This is a genomic window from Rhodoblastus sp. (assembly GCF_019449565.1).
Lineage (GTDB): Bacteria > Pseudomonadota > Alphaproteobacteria > Rhizobiales > Beijerinckiaceae > Rhodoblastus.
The window spans coordinates 9,664-33,241 of record NZ_JAGRPM010000022.1 but is presented as its reverse complement, the minus strand read 5'-3'; the positions used below and the strand labels follow the sequence as shown (position 1 = coordinate 33,241).

The 23,578-nt window shown below is 66.2% G+C and carries 22 protein-coding genes; 12 read left to right on the top strand and 10 right to left on the bottom strand.

From position 1 onward, the window contains the following. Positions 1 to 56 precede the first annotated feature (56 nt). From QZ409_RS04940 to clcA, 7 genes are all read right to left on the bottom strand, one after another. Positions 57 to 584 (bottom strand): hypothetical protein, encoded by a 528-nt coding sequence (locus tag QZ409_RS04940; protein WP_296707463.1) that lies wholly within the window; start codon positions 582 to 584, stop codon positions 57 to 59. 156 nt (positions 585 to 740) lie between these two features. Further along, entirely contained in the window at positions 741 to 2,528 is a 1,788-nt protein-coding gene (locus QZ409_RS04935) for an acyl-CoA dehydrogenase (RefSeq protein ID WP_296707462.1), read from the bottom strand. Positions 2,529 to 2,671: 143 nt separating this feature from the next. Further along, a complete protein-coding gene (locus tag QZ409_RS04930; protein WP_296707461.1) occupies positions 2,672 to 3,604 on the bottom strand; it encodes a CopD family protein in 933 nt (310 codons plus the stop codon). 85 nt (positions 3,605 to 3,689) lie between these two features. Further along, a complete protein-coding gene (copC, locus tag QZ409_RS04925; RefSeq protein WP_296707460.1) occupies positions 3,690 to 4,064 on the bottom strand; it encodes a copper homeostasis periplasmic binding protein CopC in 375 nt (124 codons plus the stop codon). A 10-nt stretch (positions 4,065 to 4,074) separates the two neighbouring features. Then, complete coding sequence (locus tag QZ409_RS04920) at positions 4,075 to 5,064, bottom strand: hypothetical protein (protein ID WP_296707459.1); 990 nt, start codon at positions 5,062 to 5,064, stop codon at positions 4,075 to 4,077. Between the two features lie 88 nt (positions 5,065 to 5,152). Further along, positions 5,153 to 5,512, bottom strand: a complete 360-nt coding sequence (locus QZ409_RS04915; protein WP_296707458.1) for a hypothetical protein — start codon at positions 5,510 to 5,512, stop codon at positions 5,153 to 5,155. A gap of 183 nt (positions 5,513 to 5,695) precedes the next feature. Continuing rightward, positions 5,696 to 7,087 (bottom strand): H(+)/Cl(-) exchange transporter ClcA, encoded by a 1,392-nt coding sequence (gene clcA / locus QZ409_RS04910; RefSeq protein WP_296707457.1) that lies wholly within the window; start codon positions 7,085 to 7,087, stop codon positions 5,696 to 5,698. A gap of 201 nt (positions 7,088 to 7,288) precedes the next feature. On the opposite strand from clcA, the gene QZ409_RS04905 reads away from it, so the two are divergent. The 3 genes from QZ409_RS04905 to QZ409_RS04895 all read left to right on the top strand — a co-directional run bounded on the left by QZ409_RS04905 (position 7,289) and on the right by QZ409_RS04895 (position 10,405). Next, positions 7,289 to 8,650 (top strand): cytochrome ubiquinol oxidase subunit I, encoded by a 1,362-nt coding sequence (locus QZ409_RS04905; protein WP_296707456.1) that lies wholly within the window; start codon positions 7,289 to 7,291, stop codon positions 8,648 to 8,650. Beyond that, positions 8,647 to 9,648 carry a cytochrome d ubiquinol oxidase subunit II gene (gene cydB, locus QZ409_RS04900; RefSeq protein ID WP_296707455.1) on the top strand — a complete coding sequence of 334 codons (1,002 nt, stop codon included), beginning with the start codon at positions 8,647 to 8,649 and terminating at the stop codon, positions 9,646 to 9,648. The genes QZ409_RS04905 and cydB overlap by 4 nt, the downstream gene beginning before the upstream one ends. A gap of 112 nt (positions 9,649 to 9,760) precedes the next feature. Beyond that, positions 9,761 to 10,405, top strand: coding sequence for a MarC family NAAT transporter (locus tag QZ409_RS04895; protein ID WP_296707454.1), 645 nt, complete (start codon positions 9,761 to 9,763; stop codon positions 10,403 to 10,405). Between the two features lies 1 nt (position 10,406). On the opposite strand, the gene QZ409_RS04890 is transcribed toward QZ409_RS04895, so the two are convergent. Next, the gene (locus QZ409_RS04890) at positions 10,407 to 11,228 is read right to left on the bottom strand and encodes a hypothetical protein (RefSeq protein WP_296707453.1); all 822 of its coding nucleotides are present in this window, start codon (positions 11,226 to 11,228) and stop codon (positions 10,407 to 10,409) included. 215 nt (positions 11,229 to 11,443) lie between these two features. Between QZ409_RS04890 and QZ409_RS04885 the strand changes: the two genes are divergently transcribed. The 9 genes from QZ409_RS04885 (at position 11,444) to QZ409_RS04845 (ending at position 19,421) form a co-directional block, all read left to right on the top strand. After that, entirely contained in the window at positions 11,444 to 11,626 is a 183-nt protein-coding gene (locus QZ409_RS04885; RefSeq protein ID WP_296707452.1) for a hypothetical protein, read from the top strand. A 159-nt stretch (positions 11,627 to 11,785) separates the two neighbouring features. Continuing rightward, positions 11,786 to 13,873 carry an ATP-dependent helicase gene (locus tag QZ409_RS04880; protein WP_296707531.1) on the top strand — a complete coding sequence of 696 codons (2,088 nt, stop codon included), beginning with the start codon at positions 11,786 to 11,788 and terminating at the stop codon, positions 13,871 to 13,873. A 59-nt stretch (positions 13,874 to 13,932) separates the two neighbouring features. Beyond that, positions 13,933 to 14,460, top strand: a complete 528-nt coding sequence (locus QZ409_RS04875) for a Na+/H+ antiporter subunit E (protein WP_296707451.1) — start codon at positions 13,933 to 13,935, stop codon at positions 14,458 to 14,460. After that, positions 14,453 to 14,740 carry a monovalent cation/H+ antiporter complex subunit F gene (locus tag QZ409_RS04870; RefSeq protein WP_296707450.1) on the top strand — a complete coding sequence of 96 codons (288 nt, stop codon included), beginning with the start codon at positions 14,453 to 14,455 and terminating at the stop codon, positions 14,738 to 14,740. Before QZ409_RS04875 ends, QZ409_RS04870 begins: the two co-directional genes overlap by 8 nt. Continuing rightward, entirely contained in the window at positions 14,737 to 15,024 is a 288-nt protein-coding gene (locus QZ409_RS04865) for a monovalent cation/H(+) antiporter subunit G (RefSeq protein ID WP_296707449.1), read from the top strand. The genes QZ409_RS04870 and QZ409_RS04865 overlap by 4 nt, the downstream gene beginning before the upstream one ends. Beyond that, the gene (locus QZ409_RS04860; protein ID WP_296707448.1) at positions 15,021 to 15,971 is read left to right on the top strand and encodes a hydrogenase subunit MbhD domain-containing protein; all 951 of its coding nucleotides are present in this window, start codon (positions 15,021 to 15,023) and stop codon (positions 15,969 to 15,971) included. Before QZ409_RS04865 ends, QZ409_RS04860 begins: the two co-directional genes overlap by 4 nt. Next, complete coding sequence (locus QZ409_RS04855; protein WP_283364402.1) at positions 15,968 to 16,309, top strand: NADH-quinone oxidoreductase subunit K; 342 nt, start codon at positions 15,968 to 15,970, stop codon at positions 16,307 to 16,309. The genes QZ409_RS04860 and QZ409_RS04855 overlap by 4 nt, the downstream gene beginning before the upstream one ends. Beyond that, positions 16,309 to 17,808: a proton-conducting transporter membrane subunit gene (locus QZ409_RS04850; protein WP_296707529.1), complete on the top strand. Its 1,500-nt coding sequence runs from the start codon at positions 16,309 to 16,311 to the stop codon at positions 17,806 to 17,808. The genes QZ409_RS04855 and QZ409_RS04850 overlap by 1 nt, the downstream gene beginning before the upstream one ends. Continuing rightward, the gene (locus QZ409_RS04845; RefSeq protein ID WP_296707447.1) at positions 17,805 to 19,421 is read left to right on the top strand and encodes a proton-conducting transporter membrane subunit; all 1,617 of its coding nucleotides are present in this window, start codon (positions 17,805 to 17,807) and stop codon (positions 19,419 to 19,421) included. The genes QZ409_RS04850 and QZ409_RS04845 overlap by 4 nt, the downstream gene beginning before the upstream one ends. Here the strand turns inward: QZ409_RS04845 and QZ409_RS04840 are convergent. Further along, the gene (locus QZ409_RS04840) at positions 19,413 to 22,466 is read right to left on the bottom strand and encodes an efflux RND transporter permease subunit (protein ID WP_296707446.1); all 3,054 of its coding nucleotides are present in this window, start codon (positions 22,464 to 22,466) and stop codon (positions 19,413 to 19,415) included. The two genes, QZ409_RS04845 and QZ409_RS04840, sit on opposite strands and share 9 nt — an antisense overlap. Further along, positions 22,463 to 23,524: an efflux RND transporter periplasmic adaptor subunit gene (locus QZ409_RS04835; protein ID WP_296707445.1), complete on the bottom strand. Its 1,062-nt coding sequence runs from the start codon at positions 23,522 to 23,524 to the stop codon at positions 22,463 to 22,465. The genes QZ409_RS04840 and QZ409_RS04835 overlap by 4 nt, the downstream gene beginning before the upstream one ends. Positions 23,525 to 23,578: the final 54 nt, after the last annotated feature.

Sequence of the window (23,578 nt, the reverse complement as noted above, 5' to 3'; positions counted from 1 at the left end):
ACGTCCTCCGCCCGGAGGCGGAGGACGGCGGGTCGCAAAAGACAGCTGAAGCTGCGTTACGGGCAGCGGTCCCAGAAGCCGTTCCGGCGCGTGGAATCCGTATAGAACCAGCAATAATTTGGGCCGGGAGGCGAACCTGCCCAGGAAGCCGCGCTTGCGGCCGCGATGACGCCCAGAGCCGCCCCCGCGGCGATGGCGCCGCCGGCCGGCCACCAATAAGAGCGGGGCCGGACCCACGCCCCGCCGCGATAACGGACGTTCGGACCGCGATAAAGGCCGCGGTTGACATGCACGTTGCGATTGACGTGCACATTCCGGTTTACATTCACGTTCCGGTTCACATTCACGTTGCGGTTGACGTTTCCGCGAACATTGCGGTTCACGTTCACGTTGCGATTGATGTTTCCGCCGCGATGCATGCCGCCGCCACGGGGACCGCCGCCGCCGCGCCGCGCCAGAACAATCGCGTCGTCGAAATCCGCCGTCGGATGAACGCCCGGGATCCCCAGCGCCTCGGACTGGGCGGGAAGGAAGGACATGAGCGCGGCGATCACCGCCATACGCGTGAACAGTTTTCTTTTCATTGGCGTTTTCTCCGATAGCGGCAGATCATTCAGGCGGTCGAGATCCGTGGCGCGGACGCGATCATGCCGCGATGCGACGCCCGGAAACATTGAACTATTTGCGAGGGCGCAATGCAGCGCGGCCCCGCTAGCCGCCCCCAACAGCGCCTTGACGCCTCAGATCGCCGCGACGTCGAACCCCGCGACGCTTTCAGCGCCCTGCGTCGCCGCCAGGAAATAGCCTTCCGCATGCGGCAGGACATGGCCGGCGAAATGCCGGGCGAGCGCGATCTTGCCGCGCAGGAAACTGGCGTCCGCGCCGTTCTCGTCGAGCAATTGCGCCGCCCGCGCCGCCTGGCGCGCCAGCAGCCAGAAGCCGATGACGGCGCCAAACTGATAGAGCAGCGGCACGGCGGCGGACGCCGTCTGCGCGGGCGCGGCGCCATGGGTCGCCAGCACCCATTCGACCGCGTCCCGCAACCGCGCTGCGGGCGCCTTCAACGCCTGCCCAAGCGCCGCGATGTCCGGCTGCGCCGCTCCGGAAAATTCGGCCGCCGTCGTTTCGATTTGCTGAATCAGCTGGCCCGCCGCAGCGCCGCCGTCGCGCGCGATCTTGCGGCCGACGAGGTCGAGAGCCTGGATCGCCGTCGTGCCTTCATAGATCGGCGTGATGCGGGCGTCGCGGAAATGCTGGGCGGCGCCGGTTTCTTCGATGAAACCCATGCCGCCATGGACCTGCACGCCAATCGAGGCGATCTCGACCGCGTTTTCCGTGCACCAGCCCTTCACCACCGGGATCAGCAGATCGACCAGCGCCTGCGCGGCGGCGGCCTCGGCCTTGTCCGGCGAGGCGTGGGCGATATCCATCTGTCCGGCGGCGAAATAGGCCAGCGCCCGCATCGCGTCCACGCGCGATTTCATGTCGAGCAACATACGCTTGACGTCGGGATGATAGGCGATGGGCGCGCCCGCCTGGGCGCCGATCGGCCGGCCCTGAATGCGCTGAAGGGCATAGTCGCGCGCCTGCTGGAACGCGCGCTCCGCGATGGCCACGCCTTCCAGCCCGACATTGAGGCGGGCGTGGTTCATCATGGTGAACATATATTCGAGTCCGCGATTGGCCTCGCCGACCAGATAGCCGATGGCGCCGTCCTTCTCGCCGAAGGACATTACCGCCGTCGGGCTGCCGTGAATGCCGAGCTTGTGCTCGATGGAGGCGCAGACGAGGTCGTTGCGGGCGCCCAGCGAACCATCCTCATTGACGAGGAATTTCGGCACGATGAACAGCGAGATGCCCTTCACCCCGGGAGGGGCGTCGGGCAGGCGGGCGAGCACGAGATGAATGATGTTCTCGGCGACGTCGTTCTCGCCCCAGGTGATGAAAATCTTGGTGCCGGTGATGCGGTAAGCGTCGCCGTCCGGAACCGCGCGGGTGCGGACGGCGGCGAGGTCGGAGCCCGCCTGCGGCTCGGTGAGGTTCATCGTGCCGGTCCAGGTCCCGGCGACCATATTAGGCAGATAGAGCGCCTTCTGGGCGTCGGAACCGTGATGGTCGATGGCGGCGGTGGCGCCGAGCGTCAGCATCTGGCAAAGGGAAAAAGCCAGGTTCGCCGCCGTCCACATTTCCAGCACCGGCGTGGAGACGAGGTTCGGCAGGCCCTGGCCCCCATGGTCGAGCGAGGCGGGCATGGCGTTCCAACCATTCTCGCAGAAGGCGGCGTAGGCCTCCTTGACGCCGTCGGGCGTCGTCACCACGCCGTCCTTGCAGACGCAGCCCTGCCTGTCGCCCGGCTGGTTCAGCGGCGCCAGCACGTCGCCGGCGAATTTGCGCGCCTCTTCGAAGATCGCCTCGATCAGATCGTCCGACACTTCTTCATTGCCCGGAAGGGCGGCGATCCGGGCAAGGCCGCCGATTTCCTTCATCGCGAAGATCATGTCGCGGATCGGCGCTTGATAGGCGGTCATGCAGGAAACTCCGGGGAAGCGTCGCGACGGCGACGATGATTTCAAATTCTGCGGGCCGGCGCAGGCCAGCCGCGCGCAAAGCTAATCCGCGCGTCCTGCGAACTCAACCGTCGCGACATTCCTCTTTTGCCTAACGCGGCGCGCTATTGCGGCGGCGGCGTGACGCCAAGCAGCGCCGCCGCGCCGAGCACGAACAGGCCCAGCGCAAGCTCGCAGCCCACGCTCGCGCGCGTTTTCGCCAAAGCCCCCGCGCCGGAGGCATGCGATTCGTGCAAGCGCGGCAAGGCGACGAAGCGATTGTAACAGGCGAGCGCCAGCATGGCGGCGACCAGCGCGGCTTTGGCGCAGAGAACATAGCCATAATCGGCCAAAAACAATGCGTGGAGCGACGAACCGACGCGGAATGCGACATTGGCGACGCCGCTGATCAGAATCAGCGTGACTGCCGGCAGGGCAAGGATGGAAAAATGCGTCAGGGCCGCGACGGGATTGCCGGCCTCCTCCGCCTCGCCCCGATCCTGCGTCGCCTGCAGCACGAAAAACAGCGGCGGCAATCCGCCAAGCCAGGCGGCGCCGGCAAGGACATGGGCGCTATAGGCAAGGATCATCAGCGCGCCCCAGAGCCCCGCCCCGCCCTCCGCCGCATGGCCGAGCCAGGCCTGATCGACCAGAAGAAACGCGCCGATTCCCATCAGCGCGGCCCGCCACGCCGCCCCGGGCGAGGCCGCGACGGCCACAGCGCCGCCCAGCAGAAACAGGCGAAGGAAAGCGACCGGGCCGAACTCGGTCTGAAAAAAGAACAGAGTCAGCGTTTCGCGATCGAACAGCCTGTCGAATCCGCCCGCCATATTGGCGACGAGCGCGCCGACCCAGACCAGCCCCGACGCGGCGGCGACAGGCGCCGCCCATCGCAGCAGACCATCGGTGGCGTGGCGCGCGCGAAAAAATCCGGCCTCCATGCCGAGCCAGAACAGGGGCGCTCCGAACAGGATGAAAACCGACCCGAAATGAACCCATCGCGCAAGGACAAGCAGGGGGAGGATCGGAAAGGCCTCGCTGCCATAGGCAGCACTCAAGCCCTCCATGATTCAGCCCCGCTTCCCTTCCGCGCCAGGGGCCCGGGCTGAACCGGCTTAATGGCCGGGCCGGCCCCGCGCCAACTCACGGCGCGACCGTGAATTTATACGAGCCGGAACTGCGATGGGAATCGACCGAAACCACATGCCAGGTCACGACATAAAGTCCCGGCTTCAGCTTCTGTCCGATCGGCACGCGCATCACCTTGGGGCTCGCCGGATCGACAACGGCCTTTCCGGTGGGGATGGCCGCGCCTTCGGCGGTCTTAAGCTCGGCGCCCGAGAAGGACGCCACGATGTTTTGCGTGAAGGCGATCTGCAATTCGCCCGGCGCGCCCTGCGCCGTGCCGCCGACGGCTGGGACGGCGTGATCCAGCATGGCGTGCGCCCAAGCCGCAGCCGGGGCGAAGAGGGCGGCGCCGAGCGCCGCCGCGACAAAGGAAATTCGAAGTTTTCTCATCATGCCCTCCTCAATAGCGGCCGCGCGCCTGCGGCGCGCCGAACAAAGGCTTGCCAATGGAATTGGGCGCGATGTCGTCCAGATAGAAATCCACCGAAGCCATCACGCCGACATGCGCGCCGCTCGCGGAATTGATCGGAATCTGCGCCATCACGCCGAGCTGAAAATTATTGCCGACATAATAGAGCGATGGCCCGACCACGCCAGTCGTCACATTGGTTCCAAATTCGCCGGGAACGGATGGCTCCAGATTGGACAAAGGCGTGGTGAAGACCGCCTCGAAGGCGGGGATCAGCCGCCGGAAAAGTTCCGGCACTTCCCGCACATGGGCGTTCATATAGAGCAGACTGTATTGCAACGTCGCGCCATAGGTGACGGTGGTGGCGTTGAGGCTGCCGTCGGCGTTCGATGAGCGGGTCGGCACGGTGAAATCATATTCGCCGGTGATGGCGAAAGGCTTGAGCCAATCGGCGGAGGCGTCGCCGAAACCCTTGCCCGCGAAGAGTTTGAAGGTCACGGTCGTTACCGGGTCGGAAGGCAGCGAGGCGCTTTGTGGGCTGCCGCTATTGCCCCATTCGGCGCTGACGGCGGTCGAGACGATCGACTCGGATTTGGCGTCCTGCCACATCACATATTTGAGCTGGGTCTCGATATTGCCCCAGCCATAGGCGTTGGGCCGCCTTTGCCAGCTATAGCCCTCGGACCCGACCGACAGCGCGAGATTGGCGGTAATGGTCTTGGAATATTCCCAGCCGAGCGAATAATTGATCGAGCCGGGCGAGCCGTCGGGATTGGCGGCGGTCATAGTGGTGAAGGTCGGCAGGTTCAGCTCGTCATTGACGCCGGGATCGTCGATGGCCAGCGTCGCGGGAAAGACGCGGTCGCCGACAATGGTGTGGGCCTGCGCCGGCGAGGCGCCCGCGAGCAAAGCCGCGCAGGCGGCGAGGGCATAAGTTCTGGGCGCGCGGCTTGACGCGCGCGTGAGGAAGGAAGCTTTCATTTCGGTCTCTTGATCTGGTCTGGCCGCCAAAAGGCGGGTGGCGCGCGCCCAAAAGGGCGACGCCCGCGAACACGTTGCTACGCGATGTTCAGACGAGAACCGGAGGACCGCGCGGCGGCGGCGTTTGCAGCGGCGGCGCGCGCGGCGACAATTGCGGCGCCGGCACGGCCAGCAAGCCGATCAGGCGTTGGTCTGCGCGCGCGACAAGGTCCGGAAGCGGCGCGCCGGCGAGGGCGCAGCCGAGCGTCTGGCACATCGGGCAGGAATCCGATGTGCCGTGCTCATGGCCCTTGCCCTGTTTGCTGTGGTGCGGGCAGTCGGGCATGGCCATTTCGGCCACATCGACTTGAGCCACATCGACTTGGGCCATATCGACTTGGGCCGTCAGCGCGGGCCGCGCAGGCGCGAGGAACAGGCCCATAGTTTGCAGGGCGAAGACGAGCGCCATCAGCCGAACGAGCCATGCCCGCCGGAAAATGTCGCGCCTCTCTTTCGGCAGCCCCGGCGTCAAATGAAGCCCCACCTTATCGCAACAGAAAGCTTTGGCATTTTTGCTGGCGAATTCAAAGGCTTTCGCGTCTCGTCCTTGAATCCGCCGCCGCCTGTCGCCTGAAGGACACAGACGCGCGCATTATCCCGCGCCGTCCCCAGCCGCACTCTCGCGCCGCCCCGCGCCGCGTTCCGTCGCGATGGCGCGCTCGCGCCGCAGCGTCAGAATGCGCAACGAGTCGTAGATCGGCTCGTTGCGGGCCAGGGTCGGAACCAGCATGGCGGTGAAGCAGGCGCCGAGCATGGGCAATAGCAGGGTGGTGCTGGCGGTCATTTCCGTCACCAGCAAGATGCCCGTCAAAGGCGTGCGAACTACGCCCGTGAAAAAGGCCGCCATACCAACGAGCGCGAAGGATTCGGGCTCGATCCCGGCGCCGGGAAAAAGCGCCTTGCCCAACAGGCCGAGCATCAGGCCCGATTGCGCGCCAAGCGTCAGCAGCGGCGCAAACAGCCCGCCCGGCGCCCCGGAGGCATAGGAAATCGCGCCGAGCGCGAAGCGCGCCAGAAAGACCAAGGCAAGACCGATGAAATCGCCTTTACCGGGCAGGACTCCTTGGCCAAGCAAGGCGCTCTGGGTGAGCGCATCGCCGCCGCCGACCAGCGACGGCGTGAACCAGGCCAGCGCCCCGACGCCTCCGCCGATCGCCGCCGCGCGCAAAACCGGCGGAATGCGGGTCAGCCCCTCGCAAAAGGCCAGCGTCGCGAGCAGCGCGCGATTATAGGCGATGGCCAGCGCGCCCGCGACGCCGCCCGCGACAAGGAACAGAAGCAGCGACCCAGCGGAAGCCGGCAGGAGCGCGGCGACATGGAAATCCGGCGCGTCGCCGAGCAGCAGGCGCGCAAACGCTATGGCCGTCGCCGAGGCCGCGAGCGCGGCGATGGCCATGCGGCGCTCGAACCTTTGCGCCAGTTCCTCCAGCACGAAGACCGCGCCGGCGATTGGCGCGTTAAAAGCCGTGGCGAGACCCGCGCCCGCCCCCGCCGCGAGCAGCACCCGGCAATCGGCGGCGCCCAGCCCGAATAGCCGCCCAACCTGATGGGCAAGGCTCGCGCCCATCTGCACGCTCGGCCCCTCGCGGCCCAAAGCCAATCCGGAGCCGATAGCAAGCAGGCCGCCGAAAAACTTGACCGGCAACAGCAGGAAAGGCGCGGGCGCGGCCTCGCCATGCAGTACCGCTTCGACATGGGGAATGCCGCTGCCCGCCGCATGGGGCGCGTAACGCCGGGCCAGCCAGGCCGCAAGAGCCGTGGCCGCGCCGCAGAGAAGCACGACAGCCAAAAAGCCGGACGCGGACCGGCCATGCATCCAGCCAAGCGTCGAATCGCGAAAACCATCCGCCCGGTCGAGCGCAAGGCGGAAAATCGCGCCGATCAGCCCGGCGGCGGCGCCGGTGGCCAGCGCAAGCAGCGCCAGCGTGGCGAGGCCGCGCGTTTCGTCTTCCGTCCGCCCGCCATCCTGCGGCATCTCGCTCATCCCAGCCGCTCCGCCGCCGCCAATGGTCCGCCTTCATCTTGGCAGGAAAGAAGACGCGGCGGCAAGCTGCACGCTGCATCGCGAGATTTTGTTTGACAGCGGCGGGCGCACTGGTTCCGATGCGGTCAAGCTCCTTACCGGCCGTCGAAAAAGGACCGTCGATTCGGCCCGTTTCCGCAGCGACCTATCGGAAATCCGCGAATGGAACTCGACCCCGTCCTCCTGTCCCGAATTCAATTCGCCTTCGTGGTCAGCTTCCACATTATTTTTCCCTCCTTCACCATCGGCCTCGCCGCGTGGCTCGCGACCATCGAGGGCATGTCGATGGCCACGCGGAACCCGGTCTACCGGCGGCTGTTCGATTTCTGGCTCAAGGTCTTCGCGCTGTCCTTCGCCATGGGCGTCGTCAGCGGCATCGTCATGGCCTTCCAGTTCGGCACGAATTGGAGCGCGCTGTCGGAGCGCACCGGCTCGATCCAGGGGCCCCTGCTCGGCTATGAAGCCTTCACCGCCTTCCTGCTGGAGGCGTCCTTTTTCGGAATCATGCTATTGGGGCGCGACCGGACGCCGCCCTGGTTCTATTTTTTCTCCTGCTGCATGGTCGCATTGGGGACGATGCTTTCGTCCTACTGGATCCTTTGCAACAACAGCTGGATGCAGGTCCCGCTCGGCCATACGATCGTTGACGGCAAGCTCATCCCGGACGATTGGAAGGCCATTCTGCTTGGCCCGGTTCAGCGCATCCGCTGGCCGCATATGCTGCTCGGCGCCTTCCTCACCACCAGCATGTGCGTCGCCGCGACGGGCGCCTGGCATCGCCTGCGCGGAACGGCCTGGGAGGAATCGCGCGTGATGCTGGATTGGGGCCTTGGCCTCGCCGCAGTGCTGATTCCCGCGCAAATCCTGTTGGGCCATCTGGCCGGGGACATCGTGCACAAATATCAGCCCGCCAAATTCGCGGCGATCGAGGCGCGCTGGCATGACGAGCAGCCCGCGGCGGAAGTGCTGGTCGGCTGGCCGGACGAAGCCACGGGACGCAATCTCTATGCGCTGTCCATCCCGCGCCTGGGCAGCTTCATCGCCACCGGAACATGGGATTCGAAGGAAGTCGGCATCGATTCCTTTCCAGTCCAGGACCGTCCGCCCGTGCTGATACCGTTCTGGACCTTCCGCATCATGGTGGGCATGGCCCTTGTGATGATGGCCATTTCCTGGGGCGGCGTTCTCCTGCGGGTGCTGGGGCGGCTCGAGGACGAACGCTGGTTCCTTTGGCTGGCCTTCCTCTCCTTCCCCACCGGCTTCGTCGCCGTGCTCGCCGGCTGGTTCACCGCCGAAGTCGGCCGCCAGCCCTGGGTGGTCTATGGGCTGCTGCGCACCAAGGACGCCGTGACGCCTTCGCTTTCGACGCCCATGGTGCTGGCCTCCCTCGCCGGCTATATCCTCGTCTATTCCCTCATCTATGCTTTCGGCGTCGTCTATTTCTATCGCCTGATGCGCGACGGGCTGACGCGCAGGACGCAGCCCGCCGCAGGCTATGGCCTGAACACGGAGCCCGTGCAATGAGCCCCGCCGCGCCTTCCGACCTCGCCCTGTTCTGGGCCGGGGCCATCGCCTTCTCCATTATCGTCTATGTCGTTCTCGACGGCTTCGATCTCGGCGTCGGCATGTTGTTCGGCGCGACGCGCGATCCCGAATTGCGCGAAGAGATGATGGGGTCGATCTCGCCCTTCTGGGACGGCAACGAGACCTGGCTGATCGTCGTCGGCGCCTCGCTTTTCGCGGCTTTTCCCGCCGTCTACGCGATCTTCCTGCCCGCCTTCTATTTCCCGGTTCTGCTCCTGCTGTTCGGCTTGATGTTCCGGGGCGTCGCGTTCGAATTTCGCGGGCGCGGCGGGCCTTCGAGCCTTTGGAGCGCCGGCTTCTGGATCGGCTCGGGCCTTGTCGCCTTCGTCCAGGGCGCAGCCGTTGGCGCAATGATCCTCGGCATTCCGATCAAGGACAATCAATATGCCGGCGGGCCGTTCGAATGGCTGCGGCCCTTGCCCGTGCTGTGCGGAATTGGCCTCATGTTCGGCTATGGCCTGCTCGGCGCCGGCTGGCTGATCCTGAAATCGCCGACCCGCCTGCGCGACTGGGCCTATCAACGCGCGCCCTTTCTCGCCGGGGGCATGGCCGCGACGCTCTTTCTCGCCACCATCGTGACGCTGGTCCAGGCGCAAGGCGTGGTGATGCGGCTGACGGAACGGCCCTGGGCCGCGCTTTTCGCGCTGGCTGGCGCGCTGTCGCTGTTCGGCGCGCTGCGCGGGGTCAAGTCGCGCCGCGACGGCCAGCCCTTCGCCTTCACGATCCTGTTCTTTCTCTCCGCCTTTGGCTTTCTGGCGGCGGCCTTCTGGCCCTTTATGATCCCCTATAGCGTCACGGTGGCCAGCGCGGCGGCGCCGGAATCCTCGCTGTCCTTCCTGTTCTGGGGCGCTGGTCTCGTCGCCTTGCCGGTCGTTCTGATCTATTCAGTGGTCGTTCACGCGGTGTTTTGGGGAAAGTTGCGGATCCAGGGCCATTAAGCCTCGGGCTCCGCATCGCCCCCAATGCTCTGCTCGCCCCCAAAGGGGTTGACGTGCGGGCCGCGAGCCGCCATGCGAAGGCGCGTCCCATGCGACGGGCCGAGGACCGTATATGACCGCCTTCCGATTTATCGAACTCGTGCTTCTTGTGATCGCCGGCCTGCTGCCGATCATGAATCCATTCAGCACGGCGCCGCTGCTGATCGCGCTCACCGCCGGAATGACGCCGGAGGAGCGTAACCGCCAGACCCTGCTCGGCTGCCTCTACGCCTTCTGCATCCTCTCGACCTTCCTGATCGCGGGCCGGTTCATCATCGGCTTTTTCGGCATCTCCCTGCCCGGCATTCGTATCGCCGGCGGCCTGCTGGTCTCGACGCTCGGCTTCCGCATGGTTTTCCCGCCGAGCGCCCCGGCCGGCGAGAAGGTCGCCGCCCAGAAGGACATCGCCTTCTCCCCGCTCGCAATGCCTTCATTGAGTGGTCCCGGCTCGATTTCCGTAGTTTTGGCCACTTCGGCGCAAATTCCGGACGACAAGATCGCGCTCGGCAATGTCATCGTCCTGATCGGCATCGCCCTGACGACCCTGTTCACCTGGCTGGTGCTGCGCGGCTCGATCCTGCTCGTGCGCTTCCTCGGCCCGAACGGCATCGACGCCATGACCCGCATGTTCGGCTTCCTGCTGATCTGTATCGGCGTGCAATTCGTGCTGATTGGAACGAGCGATTTCTTCGTGCCGCTGTTCAAGACCGGCGGTTGATTCAGACTAGCCCCTTCAGCTCCACCGGCGCCCAGCCATTCAGCTCCATTTGAACCGCAAGCAGCACCGCGCGCGCGATGGCCTGCTCGCCTCTGCCGACGCCGGAAAAAGGCGTCAGCGGATCGAGCGCGACTTCGGCCAAGGCCTCACCCTCGGCCACCGCCGCCCCGGGCCGGCGTAAACCGACCAGACGCCCGGCGCGCGGCGCGGTGATCGGCGTCTCGCCGAGATGGCCGAGCAGGTCGCCACGGGAAACCATTTCGCCGATCTCGCGCTCTGCCCGGAACCGCCCCGAATGCGGCGCTTCGGCCAATCCAGCCGTGTGGAAGCCAATCTCGCCGCTCGCCTCGACGCGCGGCGCGCTTCCCGCCCGGATCACGGCGCCTGGGTCCGGCCCGTCCGTCGCGATCACGACGTCGCAATCCTCGCCCGCGACAGACCCCGGCCCAAGGCCGACGCGGAAGGGAGCGTAGAAGGAATTCATCCGCCCTGCGCTTGCGCTTTCGCCGCCGCAGTCGACGATCACGTCCCAGGGCCAACGCTCGACCGCGCCGACGACCGGGCGCGCGAGGACAGGAATGAAACTTTTTTGGCGCAAACCTGCCAAAAATTCCCGCTCGCGCCGGACCATCCGCGCTTCCACCCCATCGAGACAGGCGCGCCCGCCCGCCCAGGCATCGGCGAAAGACATCTTGCGGCGCAGGATTTTCGGGTCTTCGGCCTGGTAAATCGCCACCGCATAGCCGGCCAGAAGCAGCAGACGCGCCGCCGTCGAGGCCAGGGGGCCCATTCCAAGCACCAGAATGCAGGTTTGCTCGCTCATTGTCCCGACCGAAGATCGCCGTAGCTGGCGCGAGACAAGCAAGATTGCCGCCGCTTTCGTATCGAACTTCAGTTCAACGCATATGTCGGCAATCCGGGCCTCCAGGGCCTTTCTAAACGACATGTATCGGGACTAAGCTGGACTGGCCGTCTCGTGATGGCTCGAAGTCCCATACCGAGTGCTTGTCCCTTCAAAGATTTTTCGGGAGATCAAAAATGAAGAAATTTTTCTTTGCCCTTGGCGCTCTTGCGCTGCTCGCCGAGCCTGTCGCCGCCCTCCCTGTTCTCGTCTCGCAAGACGCCGCTGTCGTTGGCGTCCAGCCGACCAAGACAGTGACGGCTGTCGGCGCCGCGCACCGTTCCACCCGCCGCACCGTGCGCCGCGTCAACCGTCGCTGATCCGAACGGACGCCGACGCAGGCCTGACCAGCCGCGTCGGCGATTTCCTTTGAGACCGCTTTGGCCGCTGGCCGCGAAAAGCTTTGAGCCCCCTTTTCGTTCGTACTATGTTCATGCGAACACGCCCCGATTCGCAAAATCGGGGACGCTGGGGAGAAGCTGGTGAGCGCGGCCGCCTATCTCGACAAACTCAATGCAGAGCAGCGCCACGCCGTAGAATTCGGCGTCGGCGGCGCTTCTTGCGGCGGGCCGCTGCTCGTCATCGCTGGCGCGGGCTCCGGCAAAACCAATACGCTGGCCCATCGCGTCGCTCATCTGATCGCCACGGGCGCCGATCCGCGCCGCATTCTCCTGATGACTTTTTCGCGGCGCGCGGCGTCCGAAATGTGCAGGCGCGTGCAGCGGATCTGCGCCGAGGCGCTCGGCGCCAAGGGCGATTCGCTGGCCTTCGCGCTGGCCTGGGCCGGCACTTTTCACGGAATCGGCGCGCGGCTGCTGCGCGAATATGCGCCGCTGATCGGGCTCGACGCCGATTTCACCATTCACGACCGCGAGGACAGCGCCGACCTGCTCAATCTCGTGCGCCACGACCTCGGCTTCTCGAAGACGGAAAAGCGGTTTCCAGCCAAGGCGACATGCCTCGCCATCTATTCCCGCGCCGTCAATGCCGAACGGCCGCTGGATGAGGTTCTGGGCAAGAATTTCCCCTGGTGCGCCGGCTGGAGCGAACAGCTTCGCGCGATGTTCGCGGCCTATGTCGAGGCCAAGCAGAGGCAGAACATCCTAGATTACGACGACCTGCTGCTTTATTGGGCGCAGATGGCCGCCGAACCGGCGCTTGCCGCCGAAATGAGCGGACGCTTCGACCATGTGCTGGTCGATGAATATCAGGACACCAATCGGCTGCAGGCTTCGATCCTGACCGGCCTGAAGCCGGACGGGCGCGGACTCACCGTCGTCGGCGACGACGCCCAATCGATCTATTCCTTCCGCGCGGCGGAGGTGCGCAATATTCTGGAATTTCCCGGCCAGTTTGCGCCCCCCGCCAAGATCGTCACGCTCGACCGCAATTACCGCTCGACCCAGCCGATCCTCGCCGCCGCCAATGGCGTCATCGGGCTGGCCAAGGAGCGTTTCGCCAAGAACCTCTGGACGGAACGCGCGTCAGCGCGACTGCCCGCGCTCGTCGTCGTGCGCGACGAGACCGGCCAGGCCAATTACATCGTCGAAAAGGTGCTTGAGGCGCGCGAGGCCGGCGAAAAGCTCAAGTCGCAGGCCGTGCTGTTCCGCGCCGCCCATCACAGCGGCCCGCTCGAAGTGGAGCTGACCCGGCGCAACATTCCATTCGTGAAATTCGGCGGGCTCAAATTTCTCGACAGCGCCCATGTCAAGGATTTGCTGGCCATGCTGCGCTTCGCGCAGAACCCGCGCGACCGAATTGCAGGCTTTCGCCTGTTGCAGATCCTTCCAGGCGTCGGCCCCTCCACCGCCCGGCGCGCGCTCGACGAGATCGGCACGCAAAGCGACCCTGTCGCGGCGCTGGCCGCCCTGCCCTCGCCGGTGAAGGCGGGCGATTTCTGGCCGGGATTCGTCGCCGCCGTGCAGGACCTGCATGGAGCGCAGGCGATCTGGCCCGCAGCGATGAGCCGCGCCCGCGCATGGTATGAACCGCATCTCGAACGCCTGCACGAGGACCCGACGACGCGCCAGATCGACCTCGTCCAGCTTGAGCAGATCGCCGCGACCTATCCCTCGCGCGAACGCTTCCTGACCGAACTGACGCTCGACCCGCCCGACGCAACCAGCGCCGAGGCCGGCGTCCCGCTGCGCGACGAGGATTATCTCATCCTCTCCACCATTCATTCCGCCAAGGGGCAGGAATGGAAATCGGTCTTTCTGCTCAATGTCGTGGACGGCTGCATTCCATCGGACCTCGCCACCGGCTCCAGCGCGGAGATCGAGGAGGAGCGGCGCTTGCTCTATGTGGCGATGACCCGGGCCAAGGACAGCCTGCATCTGCTGATCCCGCAGCGCTTCTTCACGCACGGCCAGCACAGTCGCGGCGACCGCCATGTCTATGCCGCGCGCAGCCGCTTCATTCCCGAGTCCCTCACGCCCAGTTTCGAAAAAGTCTCATGGCCGCCTCCCGCCGCCGAACCCACTGGACACGGATCGGCGCATCAAACGCGGATCGATCTTGGCGCGCGGATCGACCTGGGCGCACGAATGCGCGGCATGTGGCGATGATCGTTTGATGTTGAGCGGCTCGACCGGCGCGCTGCAAGCGTTGCCGGTCCGGAGCGGCGATGCTAGCATTCCACCGCACCGCAATATTCGAGGCCTTCATGTCCCCCGGCGCGCCGACACCAACCAAAGTTCTCGCGGCCCGCCTCGCCTTTTTCTTCGGCCTGTGGCTCATGATCGCGGGCTGGACGGCCAAGGACCTCCCCGTTGGGCTTGTCACAGCGGGCGGCGCGGTCTGGATCAGCCTCCGGCTCCTGCCGCCGGGCCACGCCCAGCCGCGCCTCGCGCCCCTTGCCGCCCTCGTCCTGCGCTTCCTGCGCGGCTCCATTTTCGCGGGCTTCGATGTCGCCCGCCGCGCGCTTTCGCCACGCCTCGATCTCAATCCGGGTTTCGTCGCCTGCCCCTTGACGCTCCCGTCGGGCGAATCCCGCAACGCGTTCTGCCTATATCAGAGCCTCCAGCCGGGAACCCTGCCGACCGGCGCCGAAGGCGGGACTCTGCAAGTCCACGCTCTCGACAGGTCCCAACCGGTTGCGGCCAATCTGGCGGCGGACGAGGCCTTGTTCAAAAAGGCGACCGGCTATGAATGAACCGCTGCTCGCCGCGGCGGGCCTTATCGTTCTCACCGTGGCCGTCGGCCTCGTCCGCATTTTGCGCGGCCCCGACGACGTCGACCGGCTGATGGCGGTTCAGTTGCTCGGCACGGGCGGAATCGCGGCGCTGCTGCTGACCGCCTACGCCACCGGCGTCCCGGGCGTCGACGATGTCGCGCTGGGGCTCGCCCTGCTCGCCGCCTTCGCCACCATGGCCTTCGTCAATCTGCTCGAAACAGATGACGACGAGACCGAGTTGGGAGAGACCGAACCATGATCCCGCTGGTCGATCTTTTCAGCCTCTGCGCGATCGGTGCTGGCGTCTTCTTCTTTTTCGCCGGTACCGTCGGGCTGCTGCGCTTTCCCGATTCCCTCACCCGCCTGCACGCGCTCGCCAAGGCCGATAATCTCGGCCTCGGGCTGGTCGCGCTCGGGCTGCTGCCGCGCGCGGATTCGGCTCTCGCCGCCTTCAAGCTCATCGTCATATGGGCTCTGGTGCTGCTCTCCGGCGCCTCGACGGCGCAATTGATCGGCCGCGCCTTGCGTCGAGGCCGCAAATGAGCGTCCTTCCCTTTCTTGACGTCGCCCTCGCCCTGCTGGTCGTCGGCCTCGCCGTCTGGACCATCGCCGCGCGGGACCTGTTTGCTTCCGTCGTGGGCTATGTCGCCTATGGACTGTTGCTCGCATTGGTTTGGGTGCGCCTTTACGCGCCCGACGTCGCCCTGACGGAAGCCGCCGTCGGCAGCGGCGTCACTGGCGTCCTGCTGATCACGGCGGGCAAGCGCCTTGGGGCGGCCCGCGCCGGCGAGGCCGGACCGTCGCCAGGGCTTGCGCTCAAGCTGTTCGCAGGCGCGCTGGCCCTGCTCGTCGCCGGGGCGCTGGTGGCCATCATCCTGATCCTGCCCGATCCCGCCCCAAGCCTGGCGCCGCAAGCCGCCGCCGCAGCGGACGGCCCCGGCGCGGGCCTCGGCAATCCCATCACGGCCGTGCTGATCTCCTATCGCTCCTTTGACACCATGCTGGAGAAGGTCGTGCTGATCCTCGCGGTGCTCGGCGTCTGGTCGGTCGGCGCGGACAAGGCCTGGGGCGCCGCGCCGGCGCCGCTCGGACGGCGCAATCCCTATGGCGCGACCGTCTTTCTCGCCCAGATGCTCGCCCCCGTCGGCGCCGTGATTGGCGTCCATATCTTCTGGGTCGGCGCCGACGCGCCCGGCGGCGCCTTTCAGGGCGGCGCCCTGCTCGCGGCCATGTGGATGATCGCGATGATGGCGCGGATCACCGAACCGCCGCGCGTCGACGCGCGCTGGCTGCGGCTGGCGCTCGTCGCCGGCCCCGCCGTCTTTCTTATCGCCGGCCTGGCCGGCCCACTCATGGCGGGGAGTTTCTTCGCCTTTCCGCACGCCTTCGCCAAGCCGATCATCCTGTTCATCGAGGCCTTCATGCTGCTGTCCATCGCGGTCGCCCTGCCGGCCTTGGTCGCCGGGCCGCCGAACGGGAGGTCCGAATGAGCCCCTGGGTTCTCGCCGGGCTGGTCGGGGCGGCTCTGGTCGGCCTCGGCCTCTATGGCCTCATCCTGCATCCGCACCCCTTGCGCAAATTGCTGGCTTTCAACCTCATCGGCAGCGGGGTCTTCCTGGTCTTCGGCATTGTCGCGCGGCGCGGCGCCGCCGCCGGCTTTTCGTTCGATCCCATCCCGCAGGCCATGGTCATCACCGGCATCGTCGTCGCCTTCGCCGCCAGCGCGCTCGCCGTCGCGCTGATCCTGCGCCTTCACGCAGAAAGCGGGCGAGTCACGCTCGATCCAGAAGCCTGGACCAAACCAGACGACGGAGCCGCCAAATCGTGATGCCGCCTGACCCCACTACGCCGGGCGGCGCCCTGCTCGTTCTCGCGATCCTGCTTCCCTGCGCAGGAATCATCCTGTCCTTCGTACTGGGAGGCCGCAATGCCGAGCGCGTCGCGCTGGGCCTCACGCCATTCGGATTCGCGCTGGCCTGCGCCATCGCTTTTCATGTCGCCAGCGCGGGCAAGCCGATTGTCTATGCCTTGGGCGGTCTGGCGCCGCCGCTCGGCATCGCTTTGCGCGCGGATGGCGTTTCGGCGGTCATGCTGGTCGCGGCGGCCGTAATCCTGACGGCGGCGGGCTTCTATGCCCGCGCCAAATTCGCCACGCCCGAGGGCGGTCCGGAAAGCCGCAGCGCGCTGACCTTCTGGATCATGCTGCAGGCGATCTGGGCGGCGCTGACCATTATTTTTGTCGGCGGCGACCTGTTCAATCTCTATGTCGCGCTGGAGCTGCTCACCTTCGCCGCCGTCCCGCTGGTCTGTATCGACGGCCGTCCGGAAACGCTCGCCGCCGCCCTGCGTTACCTGCTTTTCGCCTTGTTCGGCTCGATTTCCTATCTGCTCGGCGTCGCCTTGTTTTACGGAGCCTATGGGACGCTCGACATTCCCCTGCTTGCGCAGAGGGTTCAGTCCACGCCCATCGTGTGGTTGGCCGCCGCATTGATGACCGGCGGGCTGCTCGCCAAGACGGCTTTGTTCCCGCTCCATCTCTGGCTGCCACCCGCCCACGCCAATGCTCCCGCCGCCGCCAGCGCCGTGCTTTCGGGCCTCGTCGTCAAAGGCTCGTTCTTCCTGACATTGCGGCTGTGGTTCTATGTCCTTCCGGCGCTGTCGGCGGCGGGAGCCGCCAATATTCTCGGCGCGCTCGCCTTGGCGGCGATCATCACGGGCAGCGTATTGGCCCTTCGACAGGCGCGGCTCAAGCTGCTGATCGCCTATTCGACCGTGGCGCAGATCGGCTATCTGTTCCTCGTCTTCCCTCTCGCGACCGGGGCCCATGTCTGGAGCGGGATAGGCTGGAGCGCGGGCGTGATGCAGATCCTCGCCCATGCTTTCGCCAAGGCGGCCATGTTCCTTTCGGCAGGCCTGCTTGCCGAGGCGCTCGGCCATGACCAGATCGCCCGGTTCGCCGGCGCCGCGCGGGCCTTGCCGATGACCTTCCTGACGCTGGGCCTCGGCGGGTTGTCGCTGATGGGGCTGCCGCCGAGCGGCGGCTTCAGCGCCAAATGGCTGATGCTTCAGGCCTCCGTCGCGTCCGGCCAATGGGTCTGGACGCTGCCCGTGCTGGCGGGAGGGTTACTCGCGGCAGGCTATGTCTATCGCATCCTCACGCCGGCCTTGTCGGAGGGCGACATCATGCTCAAGGCGCCGCCGAAGCGCAGCCGCGAGGCGATCGCTCTTGGCCTCGCCCTGATCGCGCTTGCGCTGGGCTTCGCGCCGCAAGGCTTCTTTGACTTGCTTGAAATCGGCCGTCCGCTGGCGGCGGGGACGCTGCAATGAGCCATCTTTCCTCGACGCTCCTTGTCGCCAGTTTGGCCGCGCCGCTGGCCCTGCTCGCCGCCTGTTTCGTCAAGAATTGGCGTCCGCGCGCGCTTGCCCTGCAATGGCTCGCGCCCGCGCCCGGCCTCGCCGCCGGCCTGCTTGGCCTGACCGCCGCGCCGGCCTCCTTCGACCTCCCCGGCTTGGGCTTCACCCTGCGTCTCGATCCGCCCGGCGCGCTTCTACTCGCCGCCGCATCCCTGCTGTGGATCGTCGTCACCGCCGCCGTCTGGCGCGAGCGGGCGCCGGATGAGCGTTTCGGACTCAGCTGGCTGCTGACCATGGCGGGAAGTCTCGGCGTGTTCATCGCCGGCGACCTCGTCTCCTTCTATCTTGTCTATGCTCTGGTCAGCATCCCGGCCTATGGGCTGTTCGCCTTCTCGGACGACGCCGAAAAGAAACGCGCCGGGGCGATCTATATGGCCTTCGCCATTCTGGGCGAGGCGCTGCTGTTGCTGGCTTTTGCGGCGCTCGCGGCGGGCGAGCCGCATGGGAGTTCGCGCATCGCCGACATGATGGCCGCCCTGCCGGCCTCGCCCTGGCGCGACGCGATTCTGGCCCTGATCGTCGCCGGTTTCGGCATGAAAATGGGGCTGATCCCCTTCAACGGCTGGATGCCGCTAAATTACGCCGCCGCGCCGATCCCCGCCGCCGCCGTGCTCAGCGGCGCAGGCGTCAAGGCCGGCGTGATCGGGCTGATCCGCTTCCTGCCGCTCGGCGTCCCCTTGCAAGGCTGGGGCGAGGCCCTGGCGGCGCTGGGGTTCCTGACCGCCATTTACGGCGTGCTCCTCGGCCTGACCCAGCAAAACCCCAAAACGATCCTCGCCTATTCCAGCATCAGCCAGATGGGCGTCATCGCCGCCGCGCTGGGCATGGCGCTCGGCGCCGGAGACATTTCTGCTTCCGGCGACGTCGCCTTTTACGCGGCCAATCATCTTCTGGTGAAGGCCGCGCTGTTCCTGACCATCGGCGCACTCGCCATGCGCGGTGCTCCTCTCGGCGGCTGGACGCTCGCTTTGGCGGCAACGCTCGCGCTGAGCCTCGCCGGCCTGCCCTTCACCGGCGGCGCCTTGGCCAAGCTGGCGTCGAAGGCGCAATTCGTCAGCGGATGGGCGGCGAGTCTCGCCACCCTGTCCTCGATCGGCACGGCCCTGCTGATGACCCATTTCGTGGCGCGCCTCGACGCGCCGCCGCCCGACGCCGCGCGGGAATGCCCGTCGGCTCTGGTCCGGTTTTGGCCGGCCGTCGCGCTCGGCGCGATCCTGCTGCCCTGGCTGTTCTTTCCGGCATTCGGATACGTCTCCAAAGCTTTGGAGATCGCGAAAATCTGGGAAGGGCTCTGGCCTGTCTTGCTCGGCGTCGGCCTCGCGTTGGGGCTGCGGCGCCTCGGCTGGACCGCGCCCCGCGTGCCGGCGGGCGACAGCATTGTCCTGTTCGAAGGGGCCTTTACCCGCTTGCTTGCCCTCGGGCCTGGTTTTGAAACGCTCGACGCCCGCCTGCGGCAATGGCCGGCGGCGGGCGTCTCCTTGCTCTTGATCGTTCTCGCCCTGCTGGCGGCAGGCGTTTTAGGCTAACGCCTTTTCCGGCTCCTTGACCCGCAGGAAGATCACGTAAAGCGCGGGCAGAACGATCAGCGTCAGCATGGTCGCCACGAACAACCCGCCCATGATGGCGAAGGCCATCGGCCCCCAGAACACCGTCGGCGCGATCGGGATGAAGCCGAGCACGGTCGAGATCGCGGTGAGCATGATCGGCCGAAAGCGCGAGACCGCGCCCTCGACAATCGCATCCCAAAGTTCGCGGCCCTGCGCGCGCTCGGCCTCGATCTGCTCGATGAGAATGACGGCGTTGCGCGCGATCATGCCCATCAAGGCCAGAATGCCGAGAATGGCGACGAAGCCAAGCGGACGGCCCGACAGCAGCAAGGCGCCGACAATGCCGATCAATCCCATCGGCACAAGGCTGAGCACCATGGCGAGACGGCTAAAGCTGTGCAGCTGCGCCATCAGGAACAGCAGCATCAGGAACAGCATCAGCGGCACCATCGCATAGACCGAGGCCTGAGAATGCGCGCTTTCCTCGACCGTGCCGCCGACGGCGATGCGATAGCCCTTCGGCAGACTGGCCTGGAGCTTTTCCAGAGCGGGCGCCAGAGCGGCGACGGCGCCCTCGGGCGTCGCGCCGGGAGCGACATCGGCCTGCACCGTCAGGGTCGGCACGCGGTCGCGCCGCCAGACCAGCGGAAATTCCTGGTCATAGTCGAACCGCGCGATCTGGCTCAGCGGCACGGTGCGGCCGCTCGGCAGCGGAACCTGCAAGCTCTGCAAGGTGTCAAGCGAAACACGCTGCTCGTCCTGCGCGCGGGTGACGATATCGACCAGATAGATGTCGTCGCGCACCTGCGTGATCGGCGCGCCGGTCATCACCGTGTTGAGATAGGCCGAAAGCGCCTGCGAGCTGAGGCCCAGCAGGCGGGCCTGATCCTGGTCGATCTCGACCCGAACCTTGCGCGCGGGCTCCATCCAGTCGAAATTCACGCGGCGCAAATGGTTGTCGGAACCAAGCAGCGAACCAAGTCGCAGGGCGATTTCCCGCACCTGGCGGATTTCGGGACCGCTAACGCGATATTGCACCGGCCAGCCGACCGGCGGGCCAAGCTCCAGCGGCGAGACGCGGGAGACGACGCCCGGGAAATCCTCGGCCAGCTTCTTTTCCAGCGTCGCGTGCAACCGGTCGCGCGCGGAAACATCCTTGGCGATGACCACCGCCTGGGCGAAGAAGTCATTGGCCAGCTGGACGTTGAGCGGCAGGTAGAAGCGGATCGCGCCGCGCCCGACATAGGTGCTCCAGCTGGCGACGTCCGGATTGTCCTTGAGCACGGCGTCGAGCTTGGCCGCGACCTTGTCGCTGGCGAAGATCGAGGCGTTCTGCGGCAAGGTGAGATCGACCACCAGTTCGGGCCGGTCCGAGGCGGGGAAGAACTGGCGCGGCACCAGAGGCAAGGCGAGCAGCGAGGCTGTGAAAAAGGCGAGCGTGATCGCAATGGTGATCCAGCGATGGCGCATGGCCGTCAGCAGGATCGAGCGGAACCCCTCCATGATCCGGCTGGGCTTTTCCTCTGTCTTCTTTTCCGGAACCTTGAGCAGCCAGACGCCGAGCAAGGGCGCGAACAGCACCGCGACGAACCAGGACACGATCAGCGCGATGGAGACGACCGCGAAGATCGAAAAGGTGTATTCGCCGGCCGAAGACCTGGCGAAGCCGATCGGCACGAAGCCCGCCGCCGTGATGAAGGAGCCGGTGAGCATGGGAAAGGCGAGCGAATCATAAGCGACGGTCGCCGCCTTTTCCTTGCTGTCGCCCGCCGCCATGCGCGAGATCATCACGTCGACAGTTGTCATGGCGTCGTCGACCAGCAGGCCGAGCGCGATGATCAAGGCGCCGAGCGAAATGCGCTGCAGGTCGATCCCGATAAATTCCATGATCGGGAAGATGATCGCCACCGTTAGCGGGATCGACAGGGCGACCACGGCGCCGGGACGAAAGCCGAGGCTGACGATGGAGCAGGCCATGATGATGGCGATGGCCTGCCACAGCGATTCCATGAATTCGCCGATGGCGTTCTTGACCACCACGGGCTGATCGGACACCAGCGCGACATCAATGCCGACCGGCAGATCGGCCATGTCGGCGTCGATTGCCTTTTTCACATTCTGGCCTAGCGCCAGAATATCGCCGCCGTCGCGCATGGCGATGGCGAGGCCAAGCGCCGGCCTGCCATTGACGCGGAACAGGGGCTGCGGCGGATCGACCAGAATGCGGCGCACTTCGGCGATGTCGCGCAGACGGATCAGGCGTCCGTTAGACAGGAAATTGACGTCGAGCAGGTCGTTCTCGGAGCGGAAGGCGCCGGTGACGCGGAGCGACAGCTTCTCGTCGCCGGTCTGGATTTCGCCGGCGGGGAGCACGGCGTTCTGCGCCTGCAGCGCGGCGACCAAAGCGGCGCGGTCGATCCCCATGCCCGCCAGCTTGCTGGTCGAGAATTCGACATAGATCTGCTCGTCCTGCGCGCCGAGAATCTCGATCTTGGAGACGTCGGGAACCTGCAGCAGCTTGGAGCGCATCGCCTCGACATGGTCGCGCAATTCGCGGTGGCTGAAGCCGTTGTCGGCGGTGAAAGCGTAGATCAGGCCGTAAGTGTCGCCGAAATCGTCGTTGAAGCCGGGGCCGACCACGCCCTGCGGCAGGGTCCGCCGCATGTCGCCGACCTTCTTGCGGACCTGATACCAGATGTCCGGCACTTCCTTGGCGGAGGTCGAGCCCTTGAGATTGACGAAAATCGTGGTGAGGCCGGGGCTCGTGTAGGAGCGCAGGTAGTCGAGGCCCTTGGTCTCCTGCAATTTGCGCTCGATCCGCTCCGTCACCTGAGTCAGCGTGTCGTCCAGCGTCGCGCCCGGCCAGGACGCCTGCACAATCATGGTGCGGAAGGTAAAGGCCGGGTCTTCGCTGCGCCCGAGGCGGAAATAGGACGACAGGCCCGCGACCACGATCGCGATCATCGCGAAAATGATGAAGGATCGATGCTTGAGGGCCCAGTCGGAAAGATTGGGACCAATCATGATTGCGCTCCGACCAACCGGACCTTCTGGCCGGGATGCAGCGCCTGCACGCCCGCCGTGACGACGATCTCGCCGCCGTCGAGCCCGCCCGAAATCACCACCGTTCCGGGATCGAAGCGCAGCACCTCGACCGGCTTCAGCGCGACGGTCAGGCCTTCGGGATCGACCACCCAGACGGCGGGGCCGCCCTGCGTCGCGGTTAGGGCGCTGGCGGGAAGCGTCAGGCCGTGGCCGTGATCAACCTCCAGCCGCCCGGACACGGTCGCGCCGAGACGCATCGCGGCCGGGGGATCATTGACGGCGACGCGGACCTTGAAGGTGCGGGTGACGGGATCGGCTTGCGGATCGATCTGCCGCACCCGGCCTTTGGCGACGACGGTGGGGTCGTCGGTCAGGGCGAGGACGACGTCGGAATCCGGCGGCGCGGTGCGCAGCACTTGCGCGGGAACGTCGAACACGGCGTCCCAGCCGGTATCGCGCGCGACCGTATAGACCATCTGCCCGGCCTGCACGACTTCGCCCGATTCCGCCGCGCGGCGGGTTATCGTGCCGGTTACGCCGGCCTTGAGCTCGGTATAGCTGACGCGGTCCTCGGCGATCTCGACCTGGGCCTTGGCGTCGTCCACGGCCGCCTGCGCGGTCCGCAAGGCCTGCTGCGCCTGCTCAAAATTGGCGCGCGTCGTCCAGCCCTGCCGCAACAGGGTCTGCTGACGGTCGAAATGATTGGAATCCTGCTCAAGCCGCCCCTTGGCCGAGGAAAGCCCCGCCCGCGCCGAGCGCAGGGTATTCAGCTCGTTCTGCGGATCCAGCCTGGCGACGACCTGGTCCGGCGTGACGCGCGCGCCGACATCGACGGAACGCTCGATGATTCGACCGGAAATACGGAAAGCGAGCGCGACTTCCTTCTCAGCCAGAATTTGCCCGGTGAGGACGATGGTCTGGCCGAGGCCGCCCTTCTCGACCACGACGGTGCGGACGGGACGCGGCGGCGGCGCTTCCTCCGCCGTCTCGCGCTTGCAGCCTGAAACGAGAAGGACGAGAGCCGGCGCGGCCGCCATCAGGAGACGAGAAACGCGCCGGGACAAAGAGGAAGAGCGGGAAGAAGACAAGAT

Coding starts and splice junctions, on each gene's coding strand:
- QZ409_RS04840 (WP_296707446.1), bottom strand. CDS start 22,466: ATGATTGGTCCCAATCTTTCCGACTGGGCCCTCAAGCATCGATCCTTC.
- QZ409_RS04890 (WP_296707453.1), bottom strand. CDS start 11,228: ATGAGCGAGCAAACCTGCATTCTGGTGCTTGGAATGGGCCCCCTGGCC.
- clcA (WP_296707457.1), bottom strand. CDS start 7,087: ATGAGCGAGATGCCGCAGGATGGCGGGCGGACGGAAGACGAAACGCGC.
- QZ409_RS04845 (WP_296707447.1), top strand. CDS start 17,805: ATGAGCCATCTTTCCTCGACGCTCCTTGTCGCCAGTTTGGCCGCGCCG.
- QZ409_RS04940 (WP_296707463.1), bottom strand. CDS start 584: ATGAAAAGAAAACTGTTCACGCGTATGGCGGTGATCGCCGCGCTCATG.
- QZ409_RS04905 (WP_296707456.1), top strand. CDS start 7,289: ATGGAACTCGACCCCGTCCTCCTGTCCCGAATTCAATTCGCCTTCGTG.
- QZ409_RS04860 (WP_296707448.1), top strand. CDS start 15,021: ATGAGCGTCCTTCCCTTTCTTGACGTCGCCCTCGCCCTGCTGGTCGTC.
- QZ409_RS04895 (WP_296707454.1), top strand. CDS start 9,761: ATGACCGCCTTCCGATTTATCGAACTCGTGCTTCTTGTGATCGCCGGC.
- QZ409_RS04870 (WP_296707450.1), top strand. CDS start 14,453: ATGAATGAACCGCTGCTCGCCGCGGCGGGCCTTATCGTTCTCACCGTG.
- QZ409_RS04935 (WP_296707462.1), bottom strand. CDS start 2,528: ATGACCGCCTATCAAGCGCCGATCCGCGACATGATCTTCGCGATGAAG.
- cydB (WP_296707455.1), top strand. CDS start 8,647: ATGAGCCCCGCCGCGCCTTCCGACCTCGCCCTGTTCTGGGCCGGGGCC.
- QZ409_RS04865 (WP_296707449.1), top strand. CDS start 14,737: ATGATCCCGCTGGTCGATCTTTTCAGCCTCTGCGCGATCGGTGCTGGC.
- QZ409_RS04885 (WP_296707452.1), top strand. CDS start 11,444: ATGAAGAAATTTTTCTTTGCCCTTGGCGCTCTTGCGCTGCTCGCCGAG.
- copC (WP_296707460.1), bottom strand. CDS start 4,064: ATGAGAAAACTTCGAATTTCCTTTGTCGCGGCGGCGCTCGGCGCCGCC.
- QZ409_RS04915 (WP_296707458.1), bottom strand. CDS start 5,512: ATGGCGCTCGTCTTCGCCCTGCAAACTATGGGCCTGTTCCTCGCGCCT.
- QZ409_RS04855 (WP_283364402.1), top strand. CDS start 15,968: ATGAGCCCCTGGGTTCTCGCCGGGCTGGTCGGGGCGGCTCTGGTCGGC.
- QZ409_RS04850 (WP_296707529.1), top strand. CDS start 16,309: ATGCCGCCTGACCCCACTACGCCGGGCGGCGCCCTGCTCGTTCTCGCG.
- QZ409_RS04835 (WP_296707445.1), bottom strand. CDS start 23,524: ATGGCGGCCGCGCCGGCTCTCGTCCTTCTCGTTTCAGGCTGCAAGCGC.
- QZ409_RS04875 (WP_296707451.1), top strand. CDS start 13,933: ATGCTAGCATTCCACCGCACCGCAATATTCGAGGCCTTCATGTCCCCC.
- QZ409_RS04920 (WP_296707459.1), bottom strand. CDS start 5,064: ATGAAAGCTTCCTTCCTCACGCGCGCGTCAAGCCGCGCGCCCAGAACT.